General features: G+C 63.1%; 21 protein-coding genes. 12 read left to right on the top strand and 9 right to left on the bottom strand.

Going from position 1 to position 24674, the window contains the following annotated elements; genetic code table 11:
* Positions 1-32: 32 nt before the first annotated feature.
* The 7 genes from KFO72_RS17530 to KFO72_RS17500 all read left to right on the top strand — a co-directional run bounded on the left by KFO72_RS17530 (position 33) and on the right by KFO72_RS17500 (position 6589).
* The gene (locus tag KFO72_RS17530; RefSeq protein ID WP_225032671.1) at positions 33-926 is read left to right on the top strand and encodes a LysR family transcriptional regulator; all 894 of its coding nucleotides are present in this window, start codon (positions 33-35) and stop codon (positions 924-926) included.
* A 385-nt stretch (positions 927-1311) separates the two neighbouring features.
* Entirely contained in the window at positions 1312-2025 is a 714-nt protein-coding gene (locus KFO72_RS17525) for a c-type cytochrome (protein WP_035986656.1), read from the top strand.
* Positions 2022-3368 (top strand): c-type cytochrome, encoded by a 1347-nt coding sequence (locus tag KFO72_RS17520; RefSeq protein WP_225032670.1) that lies wholly within the window; start codon positions 2022-2024, stop codon positions 3366-3368. The genes KFO72_RS17525 and KFO72_RS17520 overlap by 4 nt, the downstream gene beginning before the upstream one ends.
* A gap of 42 nt (positions 3369-3410) precedes the next feature.
* Positions 3411-3593 carry a hypothetical protein gene (locus KFO72_RS17515; protein WP_054929676.1) on the top strand — a complete coding sequence of 61 codons (183 nt, stop codon included), beginning with the start codon at positions 3411-3413 and terminating at the stop codon, positions 3591-3593.
* A 2-nt stretch (positions 3594-3595) separates the two neighbouring features.
* Positions 3596-4168 (top strand): cytochrome C oxidase subunit II, encoded by a 573-nt coding sequence (locus KFO72_RS17510; RefSeq protein WP_225032669.1) that lies wholly within the window; start codon positions 3596-3598, stop codon positions 4166-4168.
* Positions 4155-5780, top strand: a complete 1626-nt coding sequence (locus tag KFO72_RS17505; protein ID WP_054929674.1) for a b(o/a)3-type cytochrome-c oxidase subunit 1 — start codon at positions 4155-4157, stop codon at positions 5778-5780. Before KFO72_RS17510 ends, KFO72_RS17505 begins: the two co-directional genes overlap by 14 nt.
* Entirely contained in the window at positions 5777-6589 is an 813-nt protein-coding gene (locus KFO72_RS17500; RefSeq protein WP_054929673.1) for a c-type cytochrome, read from the top strand. Before KFO72_RS17505 ends, KFO72_RS17500 begins: the two co-directional genes overlap by 4 nt.
* Positions 6590-6718: 129 nt before the next feature.
* On the opposite strand, the gene KFO72_RS17495 is transcribed toward KFO72_RS17500, so the two are convergent.
* Positions 6719-8368 (bottom strand): methyl-accepting chemotaxis protein, encoded by a 1650-nt coding sequence (locus tag KFO72_RS17495; RefSeq protein WP_054929672.1) that lies wholly within the window; start codon positions 8366-8368, stop codon positions 6719-6721.
* Between the two features lie 339 nt (positions 8369-8707).
* On the opposite strand from KFO72_RS17495, the gene KFO72_RS17490 reads away from it, so the two are divergent.
* The gene (locus KFO72_RS17490; RefSeq protein ID WP_054929671.1) at positions 8708-9532 is read left to right on the top strand and encodes a hypothetical protein; all 825 of its coding nucleotides are present in this window, start codon (positions 8708-8710) and stop codon (positions 9530-9532) included.
* 18 nt (positions 9533-9550) lie between these two features.
* On the opposite strand, the gene KFO72_RS17485 is transcribed toward KFO72_RS17490, so the two are convergent.
* Positions 9551-10456 (bottom strand): LysR family transcriptional regulator, encoded by a 906-nt coding sequence (locus tag KFO72_RS17485; RefSeq protein ID WP_225032668.1) that lies wholly within the window; start codon positions 10454-10456, stop codon positions 9551-9553.
* A gap of 136 nt (positions 10457-10592) precedes the next feature.
* Here KFO72_RS17485 and KFO72_RS17480 point away from each other — a divergent pair, with 136 nt between their 5' ends.
* Positions 10593-11336, top strand: coding sequence for an SDR family oxidoreductase (locus KFO72_RS17480; RefSeq protein ID WP_225032667.1), 744 nt, complete (start codon positions 10593-10595; stop codon positions 11334-11336).
* A 133-nt stretch (positions 11337-11469) separates the two neighbouring features.
* On the opposite strand, the gene KFO72_RS17475 is transcribed toward KFO72_RS17480, so the two are convergent.
* Together KFO72_RS17475 and KFO72_RS17470 are read right to left on the bottom strand one after the other, a co-directional pair.
* Positions 11470-12006, bottom strand: a complete 537-nt coding sequence (locus KFO72_RS17475; RefSeq protein WP_054929668.1) for a single-stranded DNA-binding protein — start codon at positions 12004-12006, stop codon at positions 11470-11472.
* Between the two features lie 138 nt (positions 12007-12144).
* On the bottom strand, positions 12145-13332 hold the full coding sequence (locus KFO72_RS17470) for an MFS transporter (RefSeq protein ID WP_098021490.1): 1188 nt from the start codon (positions 13330-13332) through the stop codon (positions 12145-12147).
* Between the two features lie 283 nt (positions 13333-13615).
* Here KFO72_RS17470 and uvrA point away from each other — a divergent pair, with 283 nt between their 5' ends.
* The 3 genes from uvrA (at position 13616) to KFO72_RS17455 (ending at position 19389) form a co-directional block, all read left to right on the top strand.
* Positions 13616-16738: an excinuclease ABC subunit UvrA gene (gene uvrA, locus KFO72_RS17465; protein WP_054929667.1), complete on the top strand. Its 3123-nt coding sequence runs from the start codon at positions 13616-13618 to the stop codon at positions 16736-16738.
* Positions 16739-16759: 21 nt separating this feature from the next.
* Positions 16760-17845 (top strand): AI-2E family transporter, encoded by a 1086-nt coding sequence (locus KFO72_RS17460; protein ID WP_054929666.1) that lies wholly within the window; start codon positions 16760-16762, stop codon positions 17843-17845.
* Positions 17846-18150: 305 nt separating this feature from the next.
* Positions 18151-19389 (top strand): PepSY-associated TM helix domain-containing protein, encoded by a 1239-nt coding sequence (locus KFO72_RS17455; protein ID WP_225032666.1) that lies wholly within the window; start codon positions 18151-18153, stop codon positions 19387-19389.
* 78 nt (positions 19390-19467) lie between these two features.
* Here the strand turns inward: KFO72_RS17455 and purU are convergent, their stop codons facing one another.
* The 5 genes from purU to KFO72_RS17430 form a co-directional block, all read right to left on the bottom strand.
* A complete protein-coding gene (purU, locus tag KFO72_RS17450) occupies positions 19468-20331 on the bottom strand; it encodes a formyltetrahydrofolate deformylase (RefSeq protein WP_035987621.1) in 864 nt (287 codons plus the stop codon).
* Between the two features lie 57 nt (positions 20332-20388).
* Positions 20389-21237 carry an NUDIX hydrolase gene (locus tag KFO72_RS17445; RefSeq protein ID WP_225032665.1) on the bottom strand — a complete coding sequence of 283 codons (849 nt, stop codon included), beginning with the start codon at positions 21235-21237 and terminating at the stop codon, positions 20389-20391.
* 38 nt (positions 21238-21275) lie between these two features.
* Positions 21276-21890 (bottom strand): LysE family translocator, encoded by a 615-nt coding sequence (locus KFO72_RS17440; RefSeq protein ID WP_054929663.1) that lies wholly within the window; start codon positions 21888-21890, stop codon positions 21276-21278.
* 48 nt (positions 21891-21938) lie between these two features.
* On the bottom strand, positions 21939-22505 hold the full coding sequence (locus tag KFO72_RS17435; RefSeq protein ID WP_054929662.1) for an adenine phosphoribosyltransferase: 567 nt from the start codon (positions 22503-22505) through the stop codon (positions 21939-21941).
* Between the two features lie 122 nt (positions 22506-22627).
* A complete protein-coding gene (locus KFO72_RS17430; RefSeq protein WP_054929716.1) occupies positions 22628-24631 on the bottom strand; it encodes a monovalent cation:proton antiporter family protein in 2004 nt (667 codons plus the stop codon).
* Positions 24632-24674 lie beyond the last annotated feature (43 nt).

Below are 24674 nucleotides of genomic sequence, written 5' to 3'. Positions count from 1 at the left end.
AATAAGATGTCATCCATCGGAGAATCCGAAACATGAACCAACGTGCGTTCGACCTTGCGCAGTTGCGCACCTTCGTTGCCGTCGCGGAAGCGGGCAGCGTGTCGGCGGGTGCGGAGCGCGTGTTCCTGTCGCAATCGTCGGCGAGCGAGCAGTTGAAGAAGCTTGAAGAGCGCGCGGGCCAGCCGCTGTTCTTGCGCGGCAAGCATGGCGTCACCGCGACGCCCGCGGGCGCAAAGCTGCTCGACCACGCGCGCCGCATTCTGGCGATGAGCGAAGCGGCGTTCGAAGATCTGCAAGGCCGCTCGCTCGACGGCGAACTGCGCATCGCGATCACCGACTACTATCGGCCGCAGGATGTCGCGCGCGTGCTGAAAATGTTTTCGGAGCAGCATCCGCGGCTGCGGCTGCATGTAACCGTGCTGCCGAGCGCGGTGATCGACAGCAGCGTCGAAGACGACACGACGTTCGATATCGGCCTGTCGCTGCGCATCGTCGCGCCGGACACGAAGCGCGCAGTATCGAACCACCCGCACGCGGCGAGCACCGTCGTGCGGCGCGAAAAGCTGGTGTGGGCCATGTCCGCCGACGCCGAGCCGAGACACGTCGCCGCGCCTTTTCATCTCGTGCTGCTGCCGTCCACGTGTCAGCTGCAACGCTTCGTCGTCAGATTGCTGGACGAGAACAAGGTGCCGTATCTCGTCTCGCATTCGGCATCGGGCATGGCGGGTCTGCAACTGGCGTTGAAGGCAGGGCTCGGCATCTCATGTCTGAATGAATCGTCGATCGGCCCGGGCATGGTGCTGTGTCCGCCGGCCATCGGCCTGCCCCAGTTGCCTGCCGTCGAGTTCCATTTGCTGCCAGGACGTCCCGGCGAAAACGCACGCGTCACCGATGCGCGCGAAGCGTTCATGCGTCTGCTCGCGTGAATGCATTTGCAGTATCTGCACAAGTGCTTAGTTGACACGACAATTGCTGCAACTGTTTTTGCTGCGTTGAAACGCGCCCGATTGCCACCTATGATGATTGCAACGCCAACGTCATCCCGATGCCTTACTGTGTCGACGCGTTCGCCGCATCGACGGCAGGCGCGAGGCATACGCGCGTCAAACCGTACCCTCTTCTGCGGGCTTTTACGGGCTTGACTAGACTGTCGTCGCCGCGCATCAAGTATGCAAGAGAAGCAGTTATTCGCATGTCGTGGGTCGCTTATGCGGCAGCGGTAGAGAAGCAAAAGAGAAGAGCGCAATGCGTTTCTTCTCAAGGGTGCAACACAACGATACCTACAAACCCTATTTCCCTACGAGGCCAGTCGTGCATCGCAGAACCATCGGCTCTTCGATCCTTTTGCTGCTGTGCGCCCTTTGTGCGCGAGCGTCATCCGCAGCGTCGAATGACGCACCCGCGCCGTCGGCGATGGACGAGAAAATGCACGCCTGCACGACCTGCCACGGCGCGCAGGGCCAGGGACGCAACAACGATTACTTTCCGCGTATCGCGGGCAAGCCCGCCGAATACCTGTTCAATCAGTTAACGGCGTTTCGCGACGGCGGCCGCACCTATCCGCCGATGGGTTATCTGCTCGCATTTTTGCCCGACGAGTACCTGCACAAGATCAGTCAGTACTTCGCCGATCTGCAGCCGCCGTATCCGAATCCCGACACCAACCCGGTGCCTCAAGCGACGCTCGATTACGGCAAGCAGGTCGTCATGCAAGGCGACACGAAGCGCGGCATACCGGCGTGCGCCGCCTGTCATGGCGAGCGTTTGACGGGCCAGCAACCTGGCATCCCCGGTCTGCTCGGTCTGCATGCTAGCTATATCGCCGGGCAGATGGGCACGTGGCGCTCGGGCACGCGTCACGCGCTCGCACCGGACTGCATGCACACCATCGCCGTCAAGCTGAGCGACAAGGACATCACCGCCGTATCGAGCTGGCTCGCGCGCCAGCCGCGTCCCGCCGATCCGCGTCCCGTGCCGCGATTGCCCGGCAAGCTGCCGCTCGCATGTGGGAGCCAACCGGAATGAAGACTCTCTCCTTTAGCTCCGTGTCGATCAGCTCCGTGTATCGCATGCCGCGCGTCGCGCGCCGCATCGCCGTGTCGCTCGCCGTGGGCGCCATGTTCACGCTCGCCACGCTCGCGCCGAACTCGCCGCTCGTCGCCTGCGCGCATGCGGCAGAAGCCGCGCCGCCTGCTGGACCGGACACGCGCCCCGAGATCGTCAGGCGCGGCGAGTATCTTGCGCGCGCGGGCGACTGCGTGGCCTGTCACACAGCACCGCGCGGCAAGACGTTCGGCGGCGGCCTCGCGATGGAGACGCCGTTCGGCACGTTCTACACGCCGAACATCAGCTCCGACAAGGAGTACGGCATCGGCAAATGGACCGCCGACGAGTTCTTCAAGATGATGCGCACGGGTAAAAGTCCCGACGGCAAGCTGATCTATCCGGTGATGCCGATTGCGGCCTACACCAAAGTCACGCGCGAAGACTCCGACGCGATCTTCGCGTATCTGCAGTCGGTGGAACCCGTGCATCAACCGAGCCGCAAGCTGGAGCTGCGCTTCCCGTTCAATCAGCGCGAGCTGCTGATCGGCTGGCGCTCGCTGTATTTTCGCGAAGGCGAGTATCAGCCGAACCCGAGCCGTTCGGTCGAATGGAATCGCGGCGCGTATCTGGTGGAAGGGCTCGGCCACTGTTCGATGTGTCACACGAAGATCAATCTGCTCGGCGGCTCGTCGAAGAGCGAGCAGTTCGCGGGCGGCCTGATCCCCGTGCAGAACTGGTACGCGCCGTCGCTCACGTCCGACAAGGACGGCGGTCTCGGCGACTGGAGCATCAAGGACATCGTCGATCTGTTGCAGGCGGGCATCTCGGATCGCGGCGCGGTCTACGGCCCGATGGCCGAGGTCACGTATCACAGCCTCCAGTACCTGAGCGATGACGACGTCAAGGCGATGGCCGTCTATCTGAAGACGCTGCCCGACAACGACCCCGGCCGCAAGACGGGCCCGTCGGCGACCGTGAAGCCAACCGTGTTCGAGAACGGCCAGCGCATCTATATGCAGAAGTGCGCGACCTGTCACGGCGAGCACGGTGAAGGGCGACTGCAGCACTATCCGCCGCTGGCGCACAACCAGTCGATCGAAATGGACTCGGCCGTCAACCCGATTCGCATCGTGCTGAACGGCGGTTTCCCGCCCGGCACGCGGCGCAACCCCGAGCCGTATGGCATGCCGCCGTTCGCGCAGGAACTGAACGACACCGATCTCGCCGCCGTCGTCACGTATATCCGCACCGCGTGGGGCAATCATGGCCAGCCTGTGACGGCGAAGCAGGTCAATGAACTGCGCAAGGCGCCGTTGCGCTAGCACACATCAGTCGCATAAACCCTGTCTTCGGAGATATGGCAGATGGACCCTAACGTTCACTCCGGCGACCGTTCCGGCAACGCTTCGGACGACGAAGTCCAACGCATCGTCGCGCAAGGTCCGCACGGCGCAATCGCGGTCGCGGGCGTAGCGGCCGTGGTGGTGCTGGCAATCTGGATCGGCTTTTACTTTCTCGTGTTTCTGCCGCGCGGCGTCATTCACTGATCATGTCGACCCAACCTTCTCAATCGCCCGATAACGGCCACGACATCGCCGAGCGCTCTGAACGGCGCTGGGCCTGGTTCGTCATCGCGATCGTCGTGTTCATGCTCGTGGTCGTCGTGTATTCGGGCTTGCACTACGCGATGATGCCGCCGTCGCGCGTCGAAACCGTCGACCCGTCGCGGCTGCAAATGTCGGGCGAATTCGTCGAAAGCAATCTGGGAACAGGCGTCGATCCCGACGGCAAGGTCGTCGTGCGCTTCATCGCGCAGCAATACTCGTTCACGCCGCAATGCCTGGTCGTGCCCGCCGGCACGGACATCACGTTCCGCACGACCAGCGCCGACGTCGTGCATGGCCTGCTCGTCACGGACACGAACATCAACACGATGGTCGTGCCGGGCTACGTCGCGACGTTTTCCTCCTTCTTCGACAAACCCGCCGATCACCTGATGCCCTGCCACGAGTTCTGCGGCTTCGGCCACCAGACGATGTGGGCGCACGTGAAGGTAATCGACAAGGCTGCCTTCTTCGAACAGGCAAAACAACATCGGAGGCTCAGCTGTGTTTCACGCTAAGCGACTCGTTCTCGCGCACTTCTGGCTCGCGTTCATCGCGTTCGGAATCGCGCTGCTGCTGGGCGCATGGCAGATGCTCGTGCGCAGTCCGCTGCATCCGTGGATCGGCGAACCGGAGCTGTACTACCGCTCGGTGACGGCGCACGGCACCGTCATGGCCTACGTGCTGCCCACGCTGGTGGCGATGGGCTTCGGCTATGCGATCGTCGAACTCGCGCTGCAACAGGCGCTGGTGGGGTTGAAGTGGGCGTGGGGCGCGTTCATCCTGCTGGTGGTCGGCGCGGTGATGGCGATGATCCCCGTCGCGGCGGGCCAGGCATCGGTGCTCTTCACGTTCTATCCGCCGATGATCGGCAGCCCGTTCTATTACCTCGGCGTCGTGCTCGTGGTGGTCGGCTCGTGGATCTGGGTCGCGCTGATGGGCATCAACCTGCACATCTGGAAGCGCGCGAATCGCGGCAAGCCGGTGCCGCTCGCGATGTACGCGAACGTGGCGGGCGCGTATCTGTGGGCATGGACGGCCGTGGGCGCCGCGCTCGAAATCCTGTTGCAGATTCTGCCCGTCGCACTCGGCCTGAAGTCGACCATCGACGCGGGCCTGGCCCGCGTGCTGTTCTCGTGGACGCTGCACGCGATCGTCTATTTCTGGCTGGTGCCGTCGTATATCGCGTACTACACGCTGGTGCCGCGCGCGATTGGCGGCAGGCTGTATAGCGATTCGATGGCGCGCGTGTCGTTCATCCTGTTCCTCGTATTCGCGATGCCGATCGGCATTCACCACCTGTTCGCCGATCCGCAGGTCGGTGCGGGCTTCAAGTTCGTGCATGCCGTGTTCACGGGCATGGTGTCGGTGCCGACGCTGCTCACCGTGTTCACCATCTGCGCATCGGTGGAAATCGCCGGACGGCTGCGCGGCGGCAAGGGCGCATTCGGCTGGCTGAAAGCGCTGCCGTGGGACAACCCGATGATGCTCGTCATCGCGTTCTCGTTCATCATGCTCGGCTTCGGCGGCGCGGGCGGGCTCATCAACATGAGCTATCAGCTGAACGAGACCATTCACAACACGCAGTGGGTCACGGGGCACTTCCACCTGATCTTCGGCGGCGCGATCGTCATCATGTACTTCGCGATTGCGTATGAGTTGTGGCCGCAACTGACGGGCCGCGCGATCGGCTCGCTGAGCCTGATCCGCTGGCAGTTGTGGCTGTGGTTCATCGGCATGATGGTCGTCACGCTGCCTTGGCATTACGTCGGTTTGCTGGGCGCGCCGCGCCGCATGGCGTACTACGACTACAGCAACCCCGCGATTGCGCCGCAAGCCGTCTGGGTCGCCGTGTCGGCATTCGGCGGGTTGATTCTGGTGATCTCCGGGTTCCTGTTTCTCTACATTCTCGCGAAGGCGCAGTTCGGCGCGATCGAGCAGCCCAGGCAATTCCGCTTCAGCGCGCCTGTCCATCCCGTCGAACGCGTGCCCGCGGCGTTGAACAGCTTCGGCCTGTGGGTCGCGCTGATGATCGGACTGACGATCGTCAACTACAGCGTGCCCATCGCGCAACTGCTCGGCTTGCAGCAGACTTCGGTGCCGGCCGTATCGGTGGGAGCGCGGTCATGAACGAAGAACGCGTCTTCAGCCTCAGCAACCGGTGGTTCACGTCGAGCGTCGGCGGCGTGATCGTGATTGCCGTCGTGTCGATCCTGATCGGCTTTGTCTGGCTGCCGTCGAAGCATCCCGACTTCACGCAACGCGGGCTGTGGGCGACGATCTGCAGCGCAGCGGGCGCGCCGTCGAGCTGGTTCACGCAAAGCGACAACATCGCCGGCCCCGCGCCGAGCAACGTGCTCGTGCTGCCGCCTCTGCCGCCGTGGGGACGCACGCGCCCGAGCGCCGACTCGATCGGGCGTGGCGCTACGCTGGCGCAGAACTGCTCCATGTGTCACGGCGTCGAAAGCCTGATCCAGGTCACGGCGCCCGTGCTCGCCGGGCAATATGCCGACGTGGTCTACAAGCAGTTGCGCGACTACCAGAGCGGCCAGCGCGCGAACGCGATCATGCCGCCCATCATTGCGCATCTGAACGACCGCGATCTGCACGACCTCGCGAACTACTATTCGACGCTGCCCCGTCCCGCCGCCGTCGAGCAGGCAACCACGGATGACGCGACCATCCGCAAGTTCGTCAACGAAGGCTCGCCGATGCGCAACATCGCGCCTTGCGCGGCCTGTCATGGCGACCGCGACCGCAAGGGCGCCGCGCCCTGGCTGGGCGGGCAGTCGTCGGTGTATATGGCGGCGCAGCTGCGCGCGTTCGCCAACGGCGACCGTCATAACGACATCAACGAACAGATGCGCAACGTGGCGCGCAATATGACGCCGGAAGAGATCGACGGGGCCGCGAAGTATTACGCTGAAAGGCAGCCTTGAAGCGTTACGTCGAAAGACGAACGGCGGTGCAAGCCTGAAGGCTTGCACCGCCGTTTTGTTGTATGGCCGTGCATTTCTGTGCCGCGAGTGAATCGCACTTCGCGATTCACTCATGCCTGGCCACCGCGATCAAACCGCTTCCGCCGCCTCCATCTGCATCGCCACGTCCTGCCTGTGTGTCACGACATGGCGCGCTGCACCTCGCGACGCCGATGCCTGCCCGCTGTCCGTGCGGAACACGGCCACCGCTGTCGTCAGCCGGCGCGCCTGCTCTTCGAGCGAACTCGCCGCTGCCGCCGCCTGCTCGACGAGCGCCGCGTTCTGCTGCGTCACTTCGTCCATCTGCGCGACGGCGAGATTCACCTGATCGATGCCCGTGCTTTGCTCGGTCGCGGCCTCCGCGATCTCGCTCATGATCGCGCTGACACGCGCGATTGCATCGACGATGTCCGTCATCGTCGAGCCCGAACGCTGCACGAGGTCCGCGCCCGCCGTCACGCGCTCGTTCGATTCGCCGATCAGACCTTTGATCTCCTTCGCCGCTGCCGCGCTACGCTGCGCAAGCGAGCGCACCTCGCTCGCCACCACCGCAAAGCCACGGCCCTGCTCGCCTGCGCGCGCTGCCTCGACGGCCGCGTTCAAGGCGAGAATATTGGTCTGAAACGCGATGCCTTCGATCACGCCGACGATATCCGCAATGCGCCGCGAGTCGTCGACGATCTTCTGCATCGTGCCCACCACCTGCTGCGTGAGATCGCCGCCCTGCGCTGCGAGTGTCGATGCGCCCTGCGCGAGCGAGCTTGCCTGCTTCGCGTTGTCGGCCGTCTGCTTGACGGTCGACGTGAGCTCTTCGATGCTCGCCGCCGTTTCTTCCAGCGACGCCGCCTGCTCTTCCGTGCGCTGCGACAGGTTCGTATTGCCTGCGGCGATTTCGCTCACACCGGTATCGATCGAATCGGTGCCGTGACGCACGGTGTTCACCGTCGCGATCAGCGACTCCTGCATCTTGCGCAGCGCCGCCGCGAGACGTCCCATTTCGTTGTCGCTAACGTTGTCGATACGGCCCGTCAGATCGCCGTTCGCGATGCGCTGGAACTGTTCGATGGTGGCATCGACGGGATGGACGATGGCGCGAACCATCATCATGCGTCCGAGCCACGCGAAGATCAGCGTAGCCGCCATGCCGATCGCGACCGCGACGCTGATCGTGTAGAAGAGTTGCTGTGCTTCCTGGTAACGTTGCTCGGCGTGATCGAGCTGCAGCTTTTCGAGCGTCAGCATCGCCTTTTCATAAGCGCTGTAGAGCGGCGACAGCTTGTGCGCCTGAAGTTGCTGGAAGGCCGCCTTGTCGCCGGACTTGAGCGCCGCGAGCGCGGGCTCGGCGCCTTCGTGCAGGAACGCATCGCGCTTGTCCTGCATGTCCTTGATGAGACGCTGTTCGTCGGCGTCGTTGCTGGCCTTGCTGATGTAATGCGCAAGACGTTCGTTCGACACCTTCTGATACGTATCGAAACGCTTCAGCACCGCGTCGGCGCCTTCCTGATCGTTCAGCTCGATCAGCGAGGAGTAGGTTGCCAGCGCGAGACGCAGGCGCAACAGCTGGCCGGCGCTGCCTTCGAGATCCGCGACGGCGGGCGTATCGACGGTGTACATCTGTTGTAGCGACGCATTGCTCTCACGCAGCGATAACAGACCCGCCGCCGCGCCGATCAGCAATACCACGCCGAACAGCACGACCATCAACGTAAGGTATGCGCGAATCGAAAGACCTTTCAACATGAAGCATGTCTCCTATGGCCGCCTGGCGGGACTCGTCGAGTTCCACGGCAGGCTTGCTGCGCCCAGGCCCATAGGCAAGGTCCGCAACCCGATTAAAAATTAAGCAAACGCACCACATTTTCAGTTACGGCTGATTCGCGAAAAACTTTATGGCCTGTCAGGTCGCTTTCGACTGAAACGCTCGCTAATTGATCTGGCGCATAGACATGTGTCGCCTTGCTAAATATTTCTTCTCGCTATTTGGGTTTTCCGCGCTGGATTTAACAGTTCCGATAGGAACTTGCCCGCGCCGCAAAGTTGTTGGACATTAGCTAGGCGACGGCTATGTGGACCAGACTCATGCAAGAGACCTTGTCAGCGCTCGTGGTGTTCGCCCTGCTTCTGGCGGGAACGGGCGTCGGCTTTTTCGGCAAGGCTTATCTGCCTGAAGAGCATCGCAGGCACGAGACGCTTCAGCTGATCCAGCTCGTGATGACGATGCTCGTGACGTTCGCGGCGCTGGTGTTGGGCTTGCTCACGGCATCCGCGAAAAGCAGCTTCGATACCGTCGGCAACGACTTCCGCTCTTATGCCGCAGAACTGATCCAGCTCGACGCGGCGCTGCGTCAGTACGGTCCCGAGGCGCAATACTCGCGTACGCTGCTGCGCGCGTACACCGCTGCCGCGATCGCCGCGACATGGCCCGGGGAGGACCCGCCGTCGGGCGACTATCCACGATTCAAGTCGGATCTGAACCACGACAGGCTCGAAGGCATCGGGCTCGGCGAAATGCTGAATGAATCGTTTGTCGCCGTGCGCCAGCTGCAGCCGCTCGACAGCTACCAGCAACACACGCAGGCCGAATGCATCGCGCGTTTCGAGCGCGTCATCCAGGCCCGCTGGAAGTTGATCGAAGAAGCGCACAGCTCGATCTCGAAGCCCTTTCTCACCACGCTCACCTTCTGGCTGATGATCATCTTTCTATGCTTCGGCATCGTCGCGCCCCACAACGCGCTGGCCGTCGTGATGATCGTGCTGGGCGCGGTGTCGATTGCATCGGCCGTGTATGTGATCGTCGATCTCGACACGCCGCTGACGGGCCCGATCGTTTCCTCCAGCCTGCCGATGCGCGATGCGCTCGCGCATCTCGACCGCGCCTCCGCGCCCCCCTTGGTCGGCCATTAGGCGCTTGTTAGCCGACCTTCAGCCGACCTTCAGCCCGCCCGCCGCGTCGAAGATCTCGCGCAGCCATTGCGCGAACACCCGCACGCGTGACGACAACTGACGGCTTTGCGGGTAGAGCACGGTGACGGGCATCGGCGGCGGCGGAAATTGCGGCAGCACGACAACCAGGCTGCCCGCGGCGAGTTCGCTTTCCACGCGATAACGCGGCACCTGCACGAGACCCAGCCCAGCGACGGACGCGCCTGTGTACAGATCAGTGCCCGTCACGGAAACGATCGCCTCGATATTCACCTCGACGATGCGTTCATCGACGGTGAATTCGAGCGGCAGCGCGTTGCCCGTCGCACTCGACATGTAATTGACGGCGCGATGCGTGGTGAGCGCGGCGAGATCGTCGGGCATGCCGTGGCGTTCCAGATACGCCGGGCTCGCGACCGTCACCTGTTCGAGCCGCGCGACGCGCCGCCCGACCATCGACGAATCCTGCAGATTCCCCGCGCGCAGCACGCAATCGACACCCTCGCGCACCAGATCGACCAGCCGGTCGTCTTCGCCGATATGCAGCTCGATACCCGGATAGCGCGCGAGAAACGTCGGCAACGCGGGCACGATGAAATGCCGCGCGAGCGTGCCTTGCAAATTCACGCGTAACAAACCCTTGGGCGCGGCGTCGCGAAACGAACCCTCCGCTTCTTCCATGTCCGCGAGCAGACGTACGCAGCGGCGGTAATACGCTTCGCCGTCGTGGGTGAGGCGCACGGTGCGCGTCGTGCGTTCGAGCAGCCGCGCGCCGAGCCGCTGCTCCATCCGCTTCATCAGGTTCGTGACGGTCGCGCGCGGAATCTGCAGATCGTCCGCCGCACGCGTGAAGCTCTGCCGCTCGGCGATACGGACGAACACCTGCATTTCCTGAAAACGGTCCATGACGGTATGCGGCGGCTTGGCTTCCGCGCCATTGTTAAAGTGAATGGAATGATGATAACAACTTTCGGCTGATTATCTCTTTGTCGAGATATCCGATCATCCTTCTCACGCACTCACCACTTCAAGGAATCGGATCATGAACAACGTCAAGAATGCACAGGTTGCGATCGTCACGGGCGCGTCGCGGGGTATCGGCGCGGCCATCGCGCGGCGGCTCGCCAGCGACGGCTTTGCGCTCGTCGTGAACTACGCGGCAAGCTCGAAGGAAGCGGATGCGCTCGTCGCGGAGCTGAAGGCGCAGGGCGCGGCGGCGATTGCGGTGAAAGCGGATGTCTCGAATGCCGACGACGTGCGCCGCATGTTCGAAGCGACGGAACAGCAACTCGGCAAAGTCGACGTACTCGTCAACAACGCGGGCATCCTGAAGACGCTGCCGCTCGCAGAAACCAGCGACGCGCTGTTCGCGCAAACCTTCGATATCAACGTGCGCGGCACCTTCAACACGCTGCGCGAAGCGGCAACGCGGATGAATAGCGGCGGACGTATCGTCAACTTTTCGAGCACGACGCTCGCGCTGAACATGCCGGGCTACGCGATCTACAACGCAACCAAGGCAGCCGTCGAATCGTTCACGCATGTGTTCGCGAAGGAGTTACGCGGGCGGAACATTACCGTCAATGCCGTGGCGCCGGGGCCGGTAGCGACTTCGCTGTTTCTCGACGCCAAGACGGAGGAGCAGATTCAGACGTTCGCGAAGATGCCGCCGCTGCAACGTCTGGGACAACCGGACGATATTGCTTCCGTGGTCGCGTTTCTTGCAGGGGCGGATGGCGCGTGGGTGAACGGCCAGATTCTGCGGGCGAATGGCGGGGTGGCTTGAGGCTTCTCGCCCGCCGCTTTACACCGGATTTGCGTTTGCGATCCGGCCGAAACGTCGGCATGTAAAAAAACACCCCGCTCGATGGCGGGGTGTTTTTGTGTTCGTTCGTCGACGCTTGTGGTCGTGGACGGCTTCAGAACGGAATATCGTCGTCCATTTCGTCGAACCCGCCACCAGCCGGCGCGCTCGGACGGCTCTGACCGCCGCCACCGCCGCCCGACACACGGCCTGCACCACCGCCGCCGCCCGACATGCGGCCACCGCCGCCACCGCCGCGCTCCATTGATTCGCCACGGCTATAACCGCCGTCGTCGCCGCCACCACCGCCCGCGCCACCACGGCCGCCGAGCATCTGCATCTGTTCAGCGACGATTTCCGTCGAGTAACGGTCGGTGCCGTCCTGCGCCTGATACTTGCGCGTGCGGATGCGGCCTTCGATGTACACCGCCGAGCCCTTCTTCAGATACTCCGACACGATCTCAGCCAGGCGCCCGAAGAACGAAATGCGGTGCCATTCCGTCATTTCCTTGAATTCACCGGATTGCTTGTCCTTGTAGCGATCAGTCGTGGCAAGGCGAATGTTCGCCACTGCGTCGCCGCTCGGAAGATAACGGACTTCCGGATCGGCACCCAGATTGCCGACGAGAATGACCTTGTTCACGGATGCCATGAGTTTCTCCTGTTGATTCCGTTGCCGGCGACGCGGCGCCGATGGCGCCTCGCGCCCCAGCCGCCTGTGTCAGTGAACGGAAAGCGCGCCGCTGCGCCCCGATTGACCGCCGCCTTGTAAATTCGTGCCGTAAAAGCGTTACGCCTTGCGTGGCGGCTGTTTCATGCTGGCCGCGATTATAAGCCAGCAAGCGACAAGCCCTGAGCATGCAAAAAACACGGCGCTCTGTCCATCGACTTTCAAAAGCCAGCCGCCGATCACGCCGCCCATTGCAAGGCCGATCGACTGCGTGGTGTTGTAGACGCCCGCCGCCGCGCCCTTGCGGGTGCCCGGCGCCAGCTTCGACACCAGCGAAGGCTGCGAAGCCTCGAGAATGTTGAAACCGAGAAAGTAGACGAACAGAATCGCGGCCACAGTCAGAATGGTATGCGGTGCGATGCCGAGAAGTAACTGGCCGATCAGGATAAGACCAATCGCACCCAGCAGCACAGGCTTCATCTTGCCGCGCTTTTCCGCGGCGATGATCGCCGGGACCATCATCACGAACGCGAGGCCCATCACGGGCAGGTAAATCTTCCAGTGCGACGAGACGGGCAGGCCGCCCGCCTCCAGAATGCGCGGCACCACGAGAAACAGCGCCGTCTGCGTCGCGTGCAGCACCAGCACGCCGAAGTTCAGACGCAGCAGTTCCGCGTTGTGCAGGACTTCGCGGAACGGCGCGGGCACATGCACGGGCTTCGGCGCGTCGGGAACGATCCACAGCACGACGCCGATCGCCAGAATCGAGAAAATGCCGACCAGCGCGAACAGGCCGCTCATGCCGAGCCAGTGAAACACGATCGGCGCGCCGACGATCGCCACCGCAAACGACACGCCGATCGAGCCGCCCACCATCGCCATCGCCTTGGTGCGATGCTCTTCGGCCGTCAGGTCCGCGATGAACGCGATCACCGCCGACGACACCGCGCCCATCCCCTGGATCACCCGGCCGACGATGATCCACGTCATGTCGTGCGCGAACGCGGCGACGAAGCTGCCCAGCGCGAAGATCAGCAAGCCCATCGCGATGACCGGCTTGCGGCCGATCATGTCGGACACCCAGCCGTAGAAGATATAGAGCAGCGACTGCGTCACGCCGTACGCACCCAGCGCAATGCCGACCAGCAGCACGTTGTCGCCGCCCGGGATCGTCTTCGCGTAGATCGAGAAGACGGGCATGATCATGAAGAGACCCAGCATGCGCAGCGCGAAGATCGCGGCAAGCGACACGGTCGCGCGCAACTCGGGCGCGCTCATGCGTGTGGAGGTGGCGGACGGATTGGACATCGGGAACGATTATTGAATGAACGGGCAGCGAATGCGCGGTAGCCCGCATGCACGACGCACGCGCAGCCTCCGACGCTGACCGAGCTTACAACGGCTGCCTGGTGCCTTGCAGAAGGCAGAAATCGCCCTCACATACGAGCCATTCGCCACAACGCTGAACCGCGAAAAAACGACGCTTTCGTCTTTGTCAGCGCGCCGTTTGCGCACTGTCAGGAAGCCGTAACGGCGGTCTGGAAAAGTCGTTATAGTAGCAGGTTTAGCCTTCTCCTCTTCCCGCCGGTTCATGGAACAAATCCGTATCCGTGGGGCTCGGACCCACAACCTGAAGAACGTCAATCTCGACCTGCCGCGTCACAAGCTGGTCGTGATTACCGGCTTGTCCGGCTCGGGCAAATCGTCGCTCGCCTTCGACACGCTCTACGCCGAGGGCCAGCGCCGCTATGTGGAGAGCCTGTCCGCGTACGCCCGGCAATTTCTGCAACTGATGGAAAAGCCGGACGTCGATCTGATCGAGGGTCTGTCGCCCGCCATTTCGATCGAGCAGAAAGCCACCTCGCACAACCCGCGCTCGACAGTCGGCACGGTCACCGAAATCCACGACTACCTGCGACTCCTTTACGCACGTGTCGGCACGCCCTACTGCCCGGACCACGAAATTCCGCTGGAGGCGCAAAGCGTCTCGCAGATGGTGGACGCCGCGCTTGCGCTGCCCGAAGACACACGGCTGATGATCCTCGCGCCCGTCGTCGCGAACCGCAAAGGCGAGCACACGGAGCTGTTCGAAGACATGCAGGCGCAAGGCTTCATCCGGTTTCGCGTGCGCTCGGGCGGCGGCACGGCGAACGAAGGCGTCGCGAAAATCTACGAAGTCGACTCGCTGCCGCAGTTGAAAAAGAACGACAAGCACACCATCGACGTGGTGGTTGACCGTCTGAAGGTGCGCGCCGACGCGAAGCAGCGTCTGGCCGAATCGTTCGAAACCGCGCTGCGTCTTGCCGATGGCCGCGCGATCGCGCTCGAAATGGACACCGACAAAGAGCATCTGTTCAGCTCGAAGTTCGCGTGTCCGATCTGCTCGTATTCGCTGCAGGAACTGGAGCCGCGCCTTTTTTCGTTCAACAATCCGATGGGCGCGTGCCCGGAGTGCGACGGCCTGGGCCAGATCACGTTCTTCGACCCGAAGCGGGTGGTCGCGCATCCGTCGCTGTCGCTCGCGGCGGGCGCGGTCAAGGGTTGGGACCGGCGCAACCAGTTCTACTTCCAGATGCTGCAAAGCCTCGCGGCGTTCTTCGAATTCGATATCGACACCGCGTTCGAAGACCTGCCCGAAAAGGTCCGCCAGATCCTGCTGTATGGCTCGGGCAAGCAGACGGTGCCGTTCTCGTACATCAACGAGCGCGGCCGCACATCCGTGCGCGAGCATGTGTTCGAAGGGATCATTCCGAATCTGGAACGGCGTTATCGCGAGACCGATTCGGTCGCGGTGCGCGAGGAGCTGGCGAAGTATCAGAACAACCAGGCGTGTCCGTCGTGCGAAGGCACGCGTTTGCGCCGCGAAGCGCGTTTCGTGCGAATCGGCGCGGACAGTGACGCGCGCGGCATCTTCGAAGTCAGCGGCTGGCCGCTGCGCGACACGCTCGGCTATTTCCAGACGCTGCGGCTCGAAGGCGCGAAACGCGAAATCGCCGACAAGGTCATCAAGGAAATCGTCGCGCGTCTGATGTTCCTGAATAACGTCGGGCTCGATTACCTGTCGCTCGAACGCAGCGCCGAAACGCTGTCGGGCGGCGAGGCGCAGCGCATCCGTCTCGCGTCGCAGATCGGCTCGGGGTTGACGGGCGTGATGTACGTGCTCGACGAGCCGTCCATCGGCCTGCATCAGCGCGACAACGACCGCCTCATCTCGACGCTCAAGCATTTGCGCGATCTCGGCAACTCGGTGATCGTCGTCGAGCACGACGAAGACATGATTCGCATGGCCGATTATGTCGTCGATATGGGGCCGGGCGCGGGCGAGCACGGCGGCATGGTGATCGCCGAAGGCACGCCTGACGAAGTGCAGGCTGACCCGGCGTCGATGACGGGCCAGTATCTCGCGGGCGCGCGGCGCATCGAATTCCCCGACGACCGCAAACAGCCCGACGAACGCCGTCTGCGCATCATCGAGGCGTACGGCAACAATCTGAAGCACGTAACGCTCGATCTGCCCGTCGGTCTGTTGACCTGCGTGACGGGCGTGTCGGGCTCGGGCAAGTCGACGCTGATCAACGACACGCTGTATCACGCCGTCGCGCAGCATCTGTACGGTTCGTCGGCCGAGCCTTCGCCGTTCGAGGCGATCGAAGGGCTCGAACATTTCGACAAGGTCATCAACGTCGACCAGTCGCCCATTGGCCGCACGCCGCGCTCGAATCCCGCCACGTACACGGGCCTCTTCACGCCGATCCGCGAGCTGTTCGCGGGCGTCCCCGCCGCCAAGGAACGCGGCTACGATCCCGGCCGCTTCTCGTTCAACGTGAAGGGCGGGCGCTGTGAATCGTGCCAGGGCGACGGCGTGCTGAAGGTCGAAATGCACTTCCTGCCCGACGTATACGTGCCGTGCGACGTCTGTCACGGCAAGCGCTACAACCGCGAAACGCTCGACATTCTCTACAAAGGCCAGAACATCAGCGAAGTGCTGGAGATGACGGTCGAGCACGCATACGACTTTTTCAAGGCGGTGCCCGTCGTCGCGCGCAAGCTGAAAACGCTGCTCGATGTCGGTCTGGGCTATATCCGGCTTGGCCAGTCGGCGACCACGCTGTCGGGCGGCGAGGCGCAGCGCGTGAAGCTGTCGCTGGAACTGAGCAAGCGCGATACGGGTCGCACACTGTATATCCTCGACGAGCCGACCACGGGTTTGCACTTCCACGATATCGCGCTGTTGCTGGAAGTGATCCATCGGTTGCGCGATCAAGGAAATACCGTGGTCATCATCGAGCATAATCTCGATGTGATAAAAACTGCCGACTGGGTCATCGATCTCGGGCCCGAAGGCGGCGCCGGCGGCGGTCAGATCATCGCGCAGGGCACGCCGGAGCAGATTGCGAAGTCGAAGGCAAGTTTTACCGGACGCTACCTCGCGCCGCTGTTGCAGCGCGACAAGGCGGCAGGCGAAGCGGCAGCAGGCGCGGACAATGCGAAGCAGGTGGACAGCGAAGAATCTGATGAGGAAGCGGAGGCAACTGTCATCGAAGGCGCTGCAGAATCGGCGAAACCGGCCGTAAAACCGGCAAGGTCAAAAAAGGCCGTTGCCGCAGATGCGCCGAAACCGGCATCGAAATCGACAGCGAAACCAGCGGCAGGAACAGCAAGAGCAACGGGCAAGGCACGGGCGAAAGCCGGCAAGCCGAGCGTCAAAACCTGAGGTTGGAGACTATAGAAAGCCATGGCCAAGCGTAATCCGGCCCGTGATGACGGGCAGGTGCAGGATCTGCGCCCTCGCCCGGTCAGGCTGACCAGCGACATGAGCCTGCCGAAACTGTCGGCGGTCGAAATCGGCAGCTACATCGTCGCGCTCGTCGCGATGTGGGCGGTGCTCGAACTCAGGCTGCTCGGCGCGCTGCTCGCCGGCATGCTCGTGTACCAGCTCGTCCACACGCTCGCGCCCCGCATCGAAAAGCACATGTCGAGCGGGCGCGCGCGCTGGCTCGCGGTGGTGATTCTGTCGGCGGTGATAGTCGGTGCCCTCACAGGCTTCACCGTCGCCATCATCGAACACTTCGAGAAGGACGTGCCCAGCGTGCAGAAGCTGCTCGACCAGGCCATGTCGCTGATCGATCAGGCGCGCGGCCGTCTGCCGCAATTCGTCGCGCAGAACCTGCCCGTCTCCACCGAGCAGATGAAGGAAAAGGCCGCCGTGCTGATGCAGACGCACGCGAGCACGCTGTCGCAAGGCGGCAAGAACGCGGCGCGCATCTTCACGCATGTGCTGATCGGCATGATCATCGGCGCGATCATCGCGGTCGGCGCGACCCGGCATATGCAGCGGCTGCCGCTGTCCACAGCCTTCATCACGCGCGTCAGCCGTTTTGCCGACGCGTTCCGCCGCATCGTGTTCGCTCAGGTGAAGATCTCGGCGATCAACACCGTGTTCACGGGCATTTTCCTGTTGCTGCTGTTGCCGCTCTTTCACGCGCCGCTGCCGATGGCGAAGACGCTCGTGATCATCACGTTCATCGTCGGCCTGCTGCCTGTGATCGGCAATCTGATCTCGAACACGCTGATCGTGGCCGTGGCGCTTTCCGTGAGCTTTCCGGCTGCTGTCACGGCGCTGATCTTCCTGATCCTGATCCACAAGCTCGAGTATTTCCTCAACGCCCGCATCATCGGCGGACAGATCGAGGCGCGCGCGTGGGAACTGCTGATCGCCATGCTCGTGATGGAAGCCGCGTTCGGCATTCCGGGCGTGATCGCCGCGCCGATCTTCTATGCGTACATCAAGCGCGAACTGATCTATCTGCGGCTGGTTTAACGCTACGAAGGGCGAGCGCACGAGCACAAAGGGCGGCCTGAGGTCGCCTTTTTCATATCCGCGACGCAAACAAAGTGCGTTGAAAAGGCGTCTGCGTCATTTTGTCGCACCACCGTACGATCTCATTGACGGCACCGCGCCGAACGTCGCACGCACAGAAATAAACATCTCCCGTCCTTACGAAGCTCTTGCGGCATCCTCGTTCGCCCCATAAGATGCGAATCATTCTTATTCGCAAGGCATCGCGCCGTCATGTCCGTCATTTTTCCGCCGTCCACGGCCGTCATCTTCGACGGGAGCTGCGCATGAGACCCGTGCTCGTGCGTCTGCATCGATGGTTCGGCATCGGAACGGCGCTGTTTCTGTTCGTCGCGGGACTGACGGGCGCGCTGATCGCGTGGGATCACGAACTCGACGCGATGCTCAATCCGACCTTCTTCTATGCGCGCAGCGACGCACCGCCGCTGCCGTCGCTGGAACTCGCGCGCCGCGTCGAAGCGGGCGATCCGCGCCTCGAGGTGACCTATCTGCCGCTCTCCGTCGAACCGGGCCATGCGTTGCAGATGATGGTGCTGCCGCGCGTTGACCCGAAAACGAACCAGCCGTACACGCTCGACTTCAACCAGATCGCCGTCGATCCCGCGACAGGCGCAATCCAGAGCCGCCGTGAATGGGGGGCGCTGTCCATCGCGCGGCTCAATCTGATGCCGTTCATCTACAAGCTGCACTACACGCTGTTCCTGCCGTTCACGGGCGGCATCGACATCGGCACGTGGCTGATGGGGATGGTCGGGATCGTGTGGATTTTCGATAGCGTGATTGCCCTCGTGCTGTCGTTCCCGAGCGTGAAGGCGTGGAAGAAGTCGTTTGCGTTTCGTGTGCGGCGCGGCGGCTACGCGCTCACGTTCGACTTGCACCGCTCGGGCGGCGTCTGGATCTGGAGTTTGCTGCTGATGATGGCGGTGACGTCGGTATCGATGAACCTCTCGGCGCCTGTCGTGCAGCCGGTCGTCAAGTTCTTCTCGACGCTCACGCCCACGCCGTTCACCGATCCGTCGTTGCTGCCCAACGCAAAGCCGAACGAAGCTCCGATCGCACGCGAAGCGATCCTGAAGAAGGCGGTGCAGGCACGCGCGGACAAGCACATCGAAGCGCCGCCGGGCGCGATCTACTACGCACCGATGTTCCACGTGTACGGCATCGGCTATTTCGGCGCCGGCGACGACCACGGCGACGGCGGTCTCGGCAACGCGTGGACATACTGGAACGCGCAAAACGGCCAGCCGCTAGGCGCGCAAATTCCCGGCAAGGGAACGGCGGGCGACCTCTTCATGCAGGCGCAATTCCCGTTGCATTCGGGGCGTATTCTCGGCACGGGCGGGCGAATCCTGATCAGTTGTGTCGGCGTGATGGTCGCCGTGCTGAGCGCCACGGGTCTGCTGATCTGGCTGAAGAAGATGAACGCGCGCCGCCAGGCATCGAGCGCACGCAAGACAAAAACGCGGGTCGTTCAGACGCAGACGGAAAGCGCGGCTTCGCGCTGACGCATCATCCGCTTCGCCAAATAAAAAACCGGCGCTGCCGATCATGACACGCGCCGGTTTCAATCAAGGCAAGCCGTATCAGCGGAACACGACCGTCTTGCTGCCGTTCAGCACAATACGATGCTCGACGTGCCACTTCACCGCGCGCGCAAGCGTCACGCACTCGACGTCGCGGCCAATCGCCGTCAGTTGATCCGGCGTCATGCTGTGATCGACGCGCTCCACTTCCTGTTCGATGATCGGGCCTTCGTCGAGATCCGTCGTCACGTAATGCGCAGTCGCGCCGATCAGCTTCACGCCGCGATCGAACGCCTGGTAATACGGCTTCGCGCCCTTGAAGCTCGGCAGGAACGAGTGGTGAATGTTGATCGCGCGTCCCGCCAGCCGTTCGCACAGTTCCGGCGACAGAATCTGCATATAGCGCGCGAGCACGACCAGATCCGCCTTGCACTCGTCGATCACTTCGAGCACCCGCGCTTCCTGCTGCGCCTTTGCGTCCTTCGACGTCAGCGGGAAATGATGGAACGGAATGTCGTAGCTGGCGGCGAGCTGATAGAACTCCTTGTGATTGGAGATGATGGCGGGAATCTCGATGTTCAGTTGCCCCGTGCGATAGCGGAACAGCAAATCGTTCAGACAGTGGCCGATCTTCGACACCATGAGCACGACGCGCGGCTTCTCGTTCGCGTCGTGCAGTTCCCAGCGCATGCCGAACTGCTCGGCGAGCGTCGTGAACGCAGCGCGCAGCGCGTCGAGGCCAGGATCGCCGCCCACCTGCTGGAAGTGGACGCGCATGAAAAACTCACCCGTGTGGCTGTCGCCGAATTGCGCGGAGTCGAGGATGTTGCTGCCGCGCTCGAACAGAAAACCCGACACGGCGTGAACGATGCCGGGCCGATCGGCGCACGACAGTTTGAGAATAAAGCTGTGTTCGGTCGACATGACCTCGGTGACTCCCTTCTTCAGTGCGTGTTTCGTGGTGTACGTCAAGTCGCGTCGTCAGGCGAGAACGGGCGGTGCGAATAGCGCTTCGATGCCTTCGCATGCATCTTCGTCGATCCAGCGGCGGCGCAACAGACAATCGAGTGTCGCGAGACTTGCATCGACTGTCATCGCGCCTTCTTCGATCGCCTGCGCGACATCTTCGATGCGCGCCAGCCGATGCTCGCCGACTTCGCCGTCCTGATTGCGCGGCGCAAAGTCTTCAGGCAACGCGAGGTCGTAGATGAAGATCTGCTCGGCCTGCGTGCCTTCGGGCAGCGATTGCAGCACATGCGCGGTGCGTCCGGCAACAGCGCGCGCGGCGATCTCTTCCGGAATGCCCGCTTCTTCCCAGCACTCCTTGACGATAGTCTCGGCGAGGCTGAAGCCCCAGCCGATGCCGCCCGCGACGACGTTGTCGAGCATGCCGGGATCGGTTGCCTTCGTGTCGCTGCGGCGCGCGATCCATAGCTGCGGCGCGCGATCCGCATATTCTACGACGCCGTTCAGGTGCACCGCGTACGTCATCGTGCCGAAAAAGCGCGACGCCGCACGCTCGATATAAGCGAGGGGCGGCGCATCGAAGGCATTGCGGATCGCATACGTTTCATCTCGCCAGCCAGGAATGCGGCCCTCGGCGGCAAGCGCGCCGATCACCGAGCCGAGCGCCGCGCTGCGCAGATCGACGGTGCCGAACTGCGGGGAAAGCGCCACGCGCTGCGTGTCGATGTCAAACACATCGGGCCAGCGCTGGAGCAGCGGCACGTCGCTCACGCGAACCCAGCCGACTCGCTCGCCGTCGATCACAAACGGAACATGCAAGGCAGGATCGAAACGGCGCGCGGCGGCGATGCAAGGCAAAGACATGAAAACTCCAGACAGCGTGATGAATTGAGCGCGATGAATCAATCGCGCAGCGCGACGCGAATGCCGATCGCGATGAAGGTCGCGCCCGCGAGCCGGTCGAGCCACACGCCTACGCGCGGCCGGCGCTTGAGCCATCCGCCGATCATGCCGGCGCACACGCCGAACAGCGAGAACACGACGACCGTTTGCAACATGAACAGCGCGCCCAGTTCGAGCATCTGCAACGTGACGCCCTGCGCGCCATGCGGATCGACGAATTGCGGCAGGAACACGACGAAGAACAACGTTACTTTCGGATTCAGCATGTTGCCGATCACGCTCTGACGGAAGATCGACGCGAGCGGTTGCGGCGGACGCTCGTGCGCCGTTGCAAGACCTTTGCTGCGCAACGCCTTGATGCCGATCCAGATCAGATAGGCGGCGCCCGCGAGCTTGAGGACCTCGAACGCAACGGGCGACGAACGCAGCACGGCCGCGATGCCGAGCGCGGCGAGCGTCGTGTGAAACGAAATACCCGCCGCGAAACCGAGTGCCGCGACGAAGCCCGCTGCGCGTCCCTGCGAAATGCCGCGCGCGAGAACCTGCAGATTGTCGGGACCGGGCGCGAACGTGATCGCGATCGACGTCGCGAGGAAGAGCAGGAAGTTTGGCATCCGCTTAAGCTCCGTTCGAAGGGACGTACACAGAGACGTGCAAAGGAATCAATGGCCGCCGAACGTCGTGACGGTGAAAAGCGGCAGGCCGGCTTCACGCAGCAGCTTCGAGCCACCGAGATCGGGCAGATCGACGATCGCCGCGCCTTCGATCACCGTCGCCCCGAGACGCTCGAGCAGCTTCTTGCCCGCCATCATCGTGCCACCCGTTGCGATCAGATCGTCGACGATCACGACGCGGTCGCCCGGCTTGCAGGCGTCCTCATGAATCTCGACAGTCGCCGTGCCGTATTCGAGTTCGTACGATTCGGACACGGTCTTGTACGGCAGCTTGCCGACCTTGCGGATCGGGATGAAACCGAGGTTCAGCTCGTACGCGAGAATCGGCCCGATGATGAAGCCGCGCGCATCGAGCCCCGCGACATAGTCGAGCCTCTGGTCGATATAGCGCTGCACGAACAGATCGATCAGCACGCGCAGCGTTTTGGGGTTTTGCAGAAGCGGCGTGATGTCGCGGAACTGCACGCCGGGCTGCGGCCAGTCGGGCACCGTGCGGATCTGGCTGTTGATGTAATCGGCCGGATCGAAAGGCTGATTCGCAGGCGCGTTGGACATGATGACTCCAGACGGGTCCGTCAAGACCCTGATATTTCCAGTGAATTGCATGAATGCAGCGCGCGTTCGTCTAGCGTGGCGAACCTCGCGCGGCGTGATCTACGGTGAAATGACAGCAAGCGTCAGGCCGCTGCCGCGCCCGCGCGCCGATGCTTCGACAAACGCTCTTCCGCTTCGGCCAGCGCCTCGGGCAGGCCGCGCAGCACGACGATATCGCTTGCGCGCAGCTTGGTCGACGGATCGGGCTCGACGCCGCGTATACCGTGCCGGCGAATCGCCGTGACTTCGACGCCCAGATCGAACAGCCCGAGCTCTTCGAGCGTGCGTCCGACGGCATCCGCCTTTTCGTCGACGGGCACCGATTGTAGCCGCACCTGCTCGTGACCGTCGTCGTCATCGACGTCGTCCGCGCCGTGGAAGTAGCCGCGCAACAGACTATAACGCTCGTCGCGCAGCTCCTCGACACGCCGCACGACGCGCCGCATCGGCACGCCCATCACGACCAGCGTGTGCGACGCGAGCATCAGGCTGCCTTCGACGATCTCCGGAATCACTTCCGTCGCCCCTGCGGCGAGCAGCTTTTCGAGGTCGGAGTCATCGACGGTGCGCACGATCACGGGCAGCGTCGGTTCGAGCTCGTGGATGTTGTGCAGCACGCGCAGCGCGGACGGCGTGTTCGCATAGGTGATCGCGACGGTCGCCGCGCGATGGATACCCGCAGCAAGCAGCGACTCGCGCCGCCCGGCGTCGCCGAACACGACCGACTCGCCCGCCGCAGCCGCCGCCGCGACGCGGTCGGGATCGAGGTCGAGCGCGACGTACGAAAGGCCTTCGTGCTCCAGCATGCGCGCAAGGTTCTGCCCGGCGCGGCCGTAACCGCAGATGATCACGTGGCCGCTCTGCTTGAGACTTTGCGTCGCGATGCGCGTCATCTGCAGCGATTGCATCATCCATTCCGTCGACGACACGCGCAACACGAGACGGTCGGCGTTCTGGATCATGAACGGCGCGGCGAGCATCGACAGCAGCATCGCGGCGAGAATGGCCTGCAACAGCGTCGCGTCGACGAGATGTTTGTCGAGAATCAGATTGAGCAGCACGAAACCGAACTCGCCCGCCTGCGCGAGCCCGATGCCCGTGCGCATCGCCACGCCCGGCGTCGCGCCGAACAGGCGCGCGAGCCCCGTGATCATCACCGCTTTCAGCAGCACCGGGCCAATCAGGAACGCCAGCACGATCAAGGGATGCTGCCAGATCACCATCGGATTGAGCAGCATGCCCGTCGTCACGAAGAACAGACCGAGCAGCACGTCGCGAAACGGCTTGATGTCCTCTTCCACCTGATGCCGGTAAGGCGTCTCGGCGATCAGCATGCCCGCGATGAACGCGCCGAGCGCGAGCGACAGGCCGAATTTATCCGTGATGAACGCGGCGCCGAGCGTGACGAGCAGCAGGTTCAGAATGAACAGTTCCTGCGAGCGCCGCCGCGCGACCACGTTGAACCAGCGCGTCATGAACTTCTGGCCGACGATCAGCAGCAGCGCCAGCGCGATCACGATCTTGATCGACGCGATGCCGAGCGCCGCCATCAGGTCTTCCGAGTTGCCGCCGAGCGCCGCGATGATGATGAGCAACGGCACCACGGCCAGATCCTGGAACAGCAGCACGCCGAAGATATTACGGCCATGCTCGGTTTCGATTTCGAGCCGCTCCGCGAGCATCTTGCTGACGATGGCCGTCGACGACATCGCGAGCGCGCCGCCCAGCGCGACGCTCGCCTGCCACGAGATATGCACCCAGCGCTCGAATACAAAGCCGAGCGAGACCGCGACGGCAATCGTGCCGAGCACCTGCAACAGGCCGAGGCCGAAGACGAGCCGGCGCATCGAGCGCAACTTGGCGAGCGAGAACTCCAGCCCGATCGAGAACATCAGGAACACGACGCCGAATTCGGCGAGGTTCTGCGCGCCGACCGAATCCGGCACGATGCCGAACGCGTGCGGCCCCACCACGATCCCGACGGACAGATAGCCCAGCATCGGCGGCAGGTTCAGATAGCGGAACACGACGACGCCCACCACTGAAGCCAGCAGCAGGAACAGCGTCATTTCGAGCGGGGAAATCATCGGCAAAAGCGCATGGAAGAGAGCATCCTGGTTCGTCGGCGGA

It is taken from the genome of Paraburkholderia sp. XV (genome assembly GCF_020177535.1).
GTDB lineage: Bacteria > Pseudomonadota > Gammaproteobacteria > Burkholderiales > Burkholderiaceae > Paraburkholderia > Paraburkholderia caribensis.
Note: the sequence above shows the minus strand (reverse complement) of the source record. Positions and strands in the feature narration are given on the sequence as shown.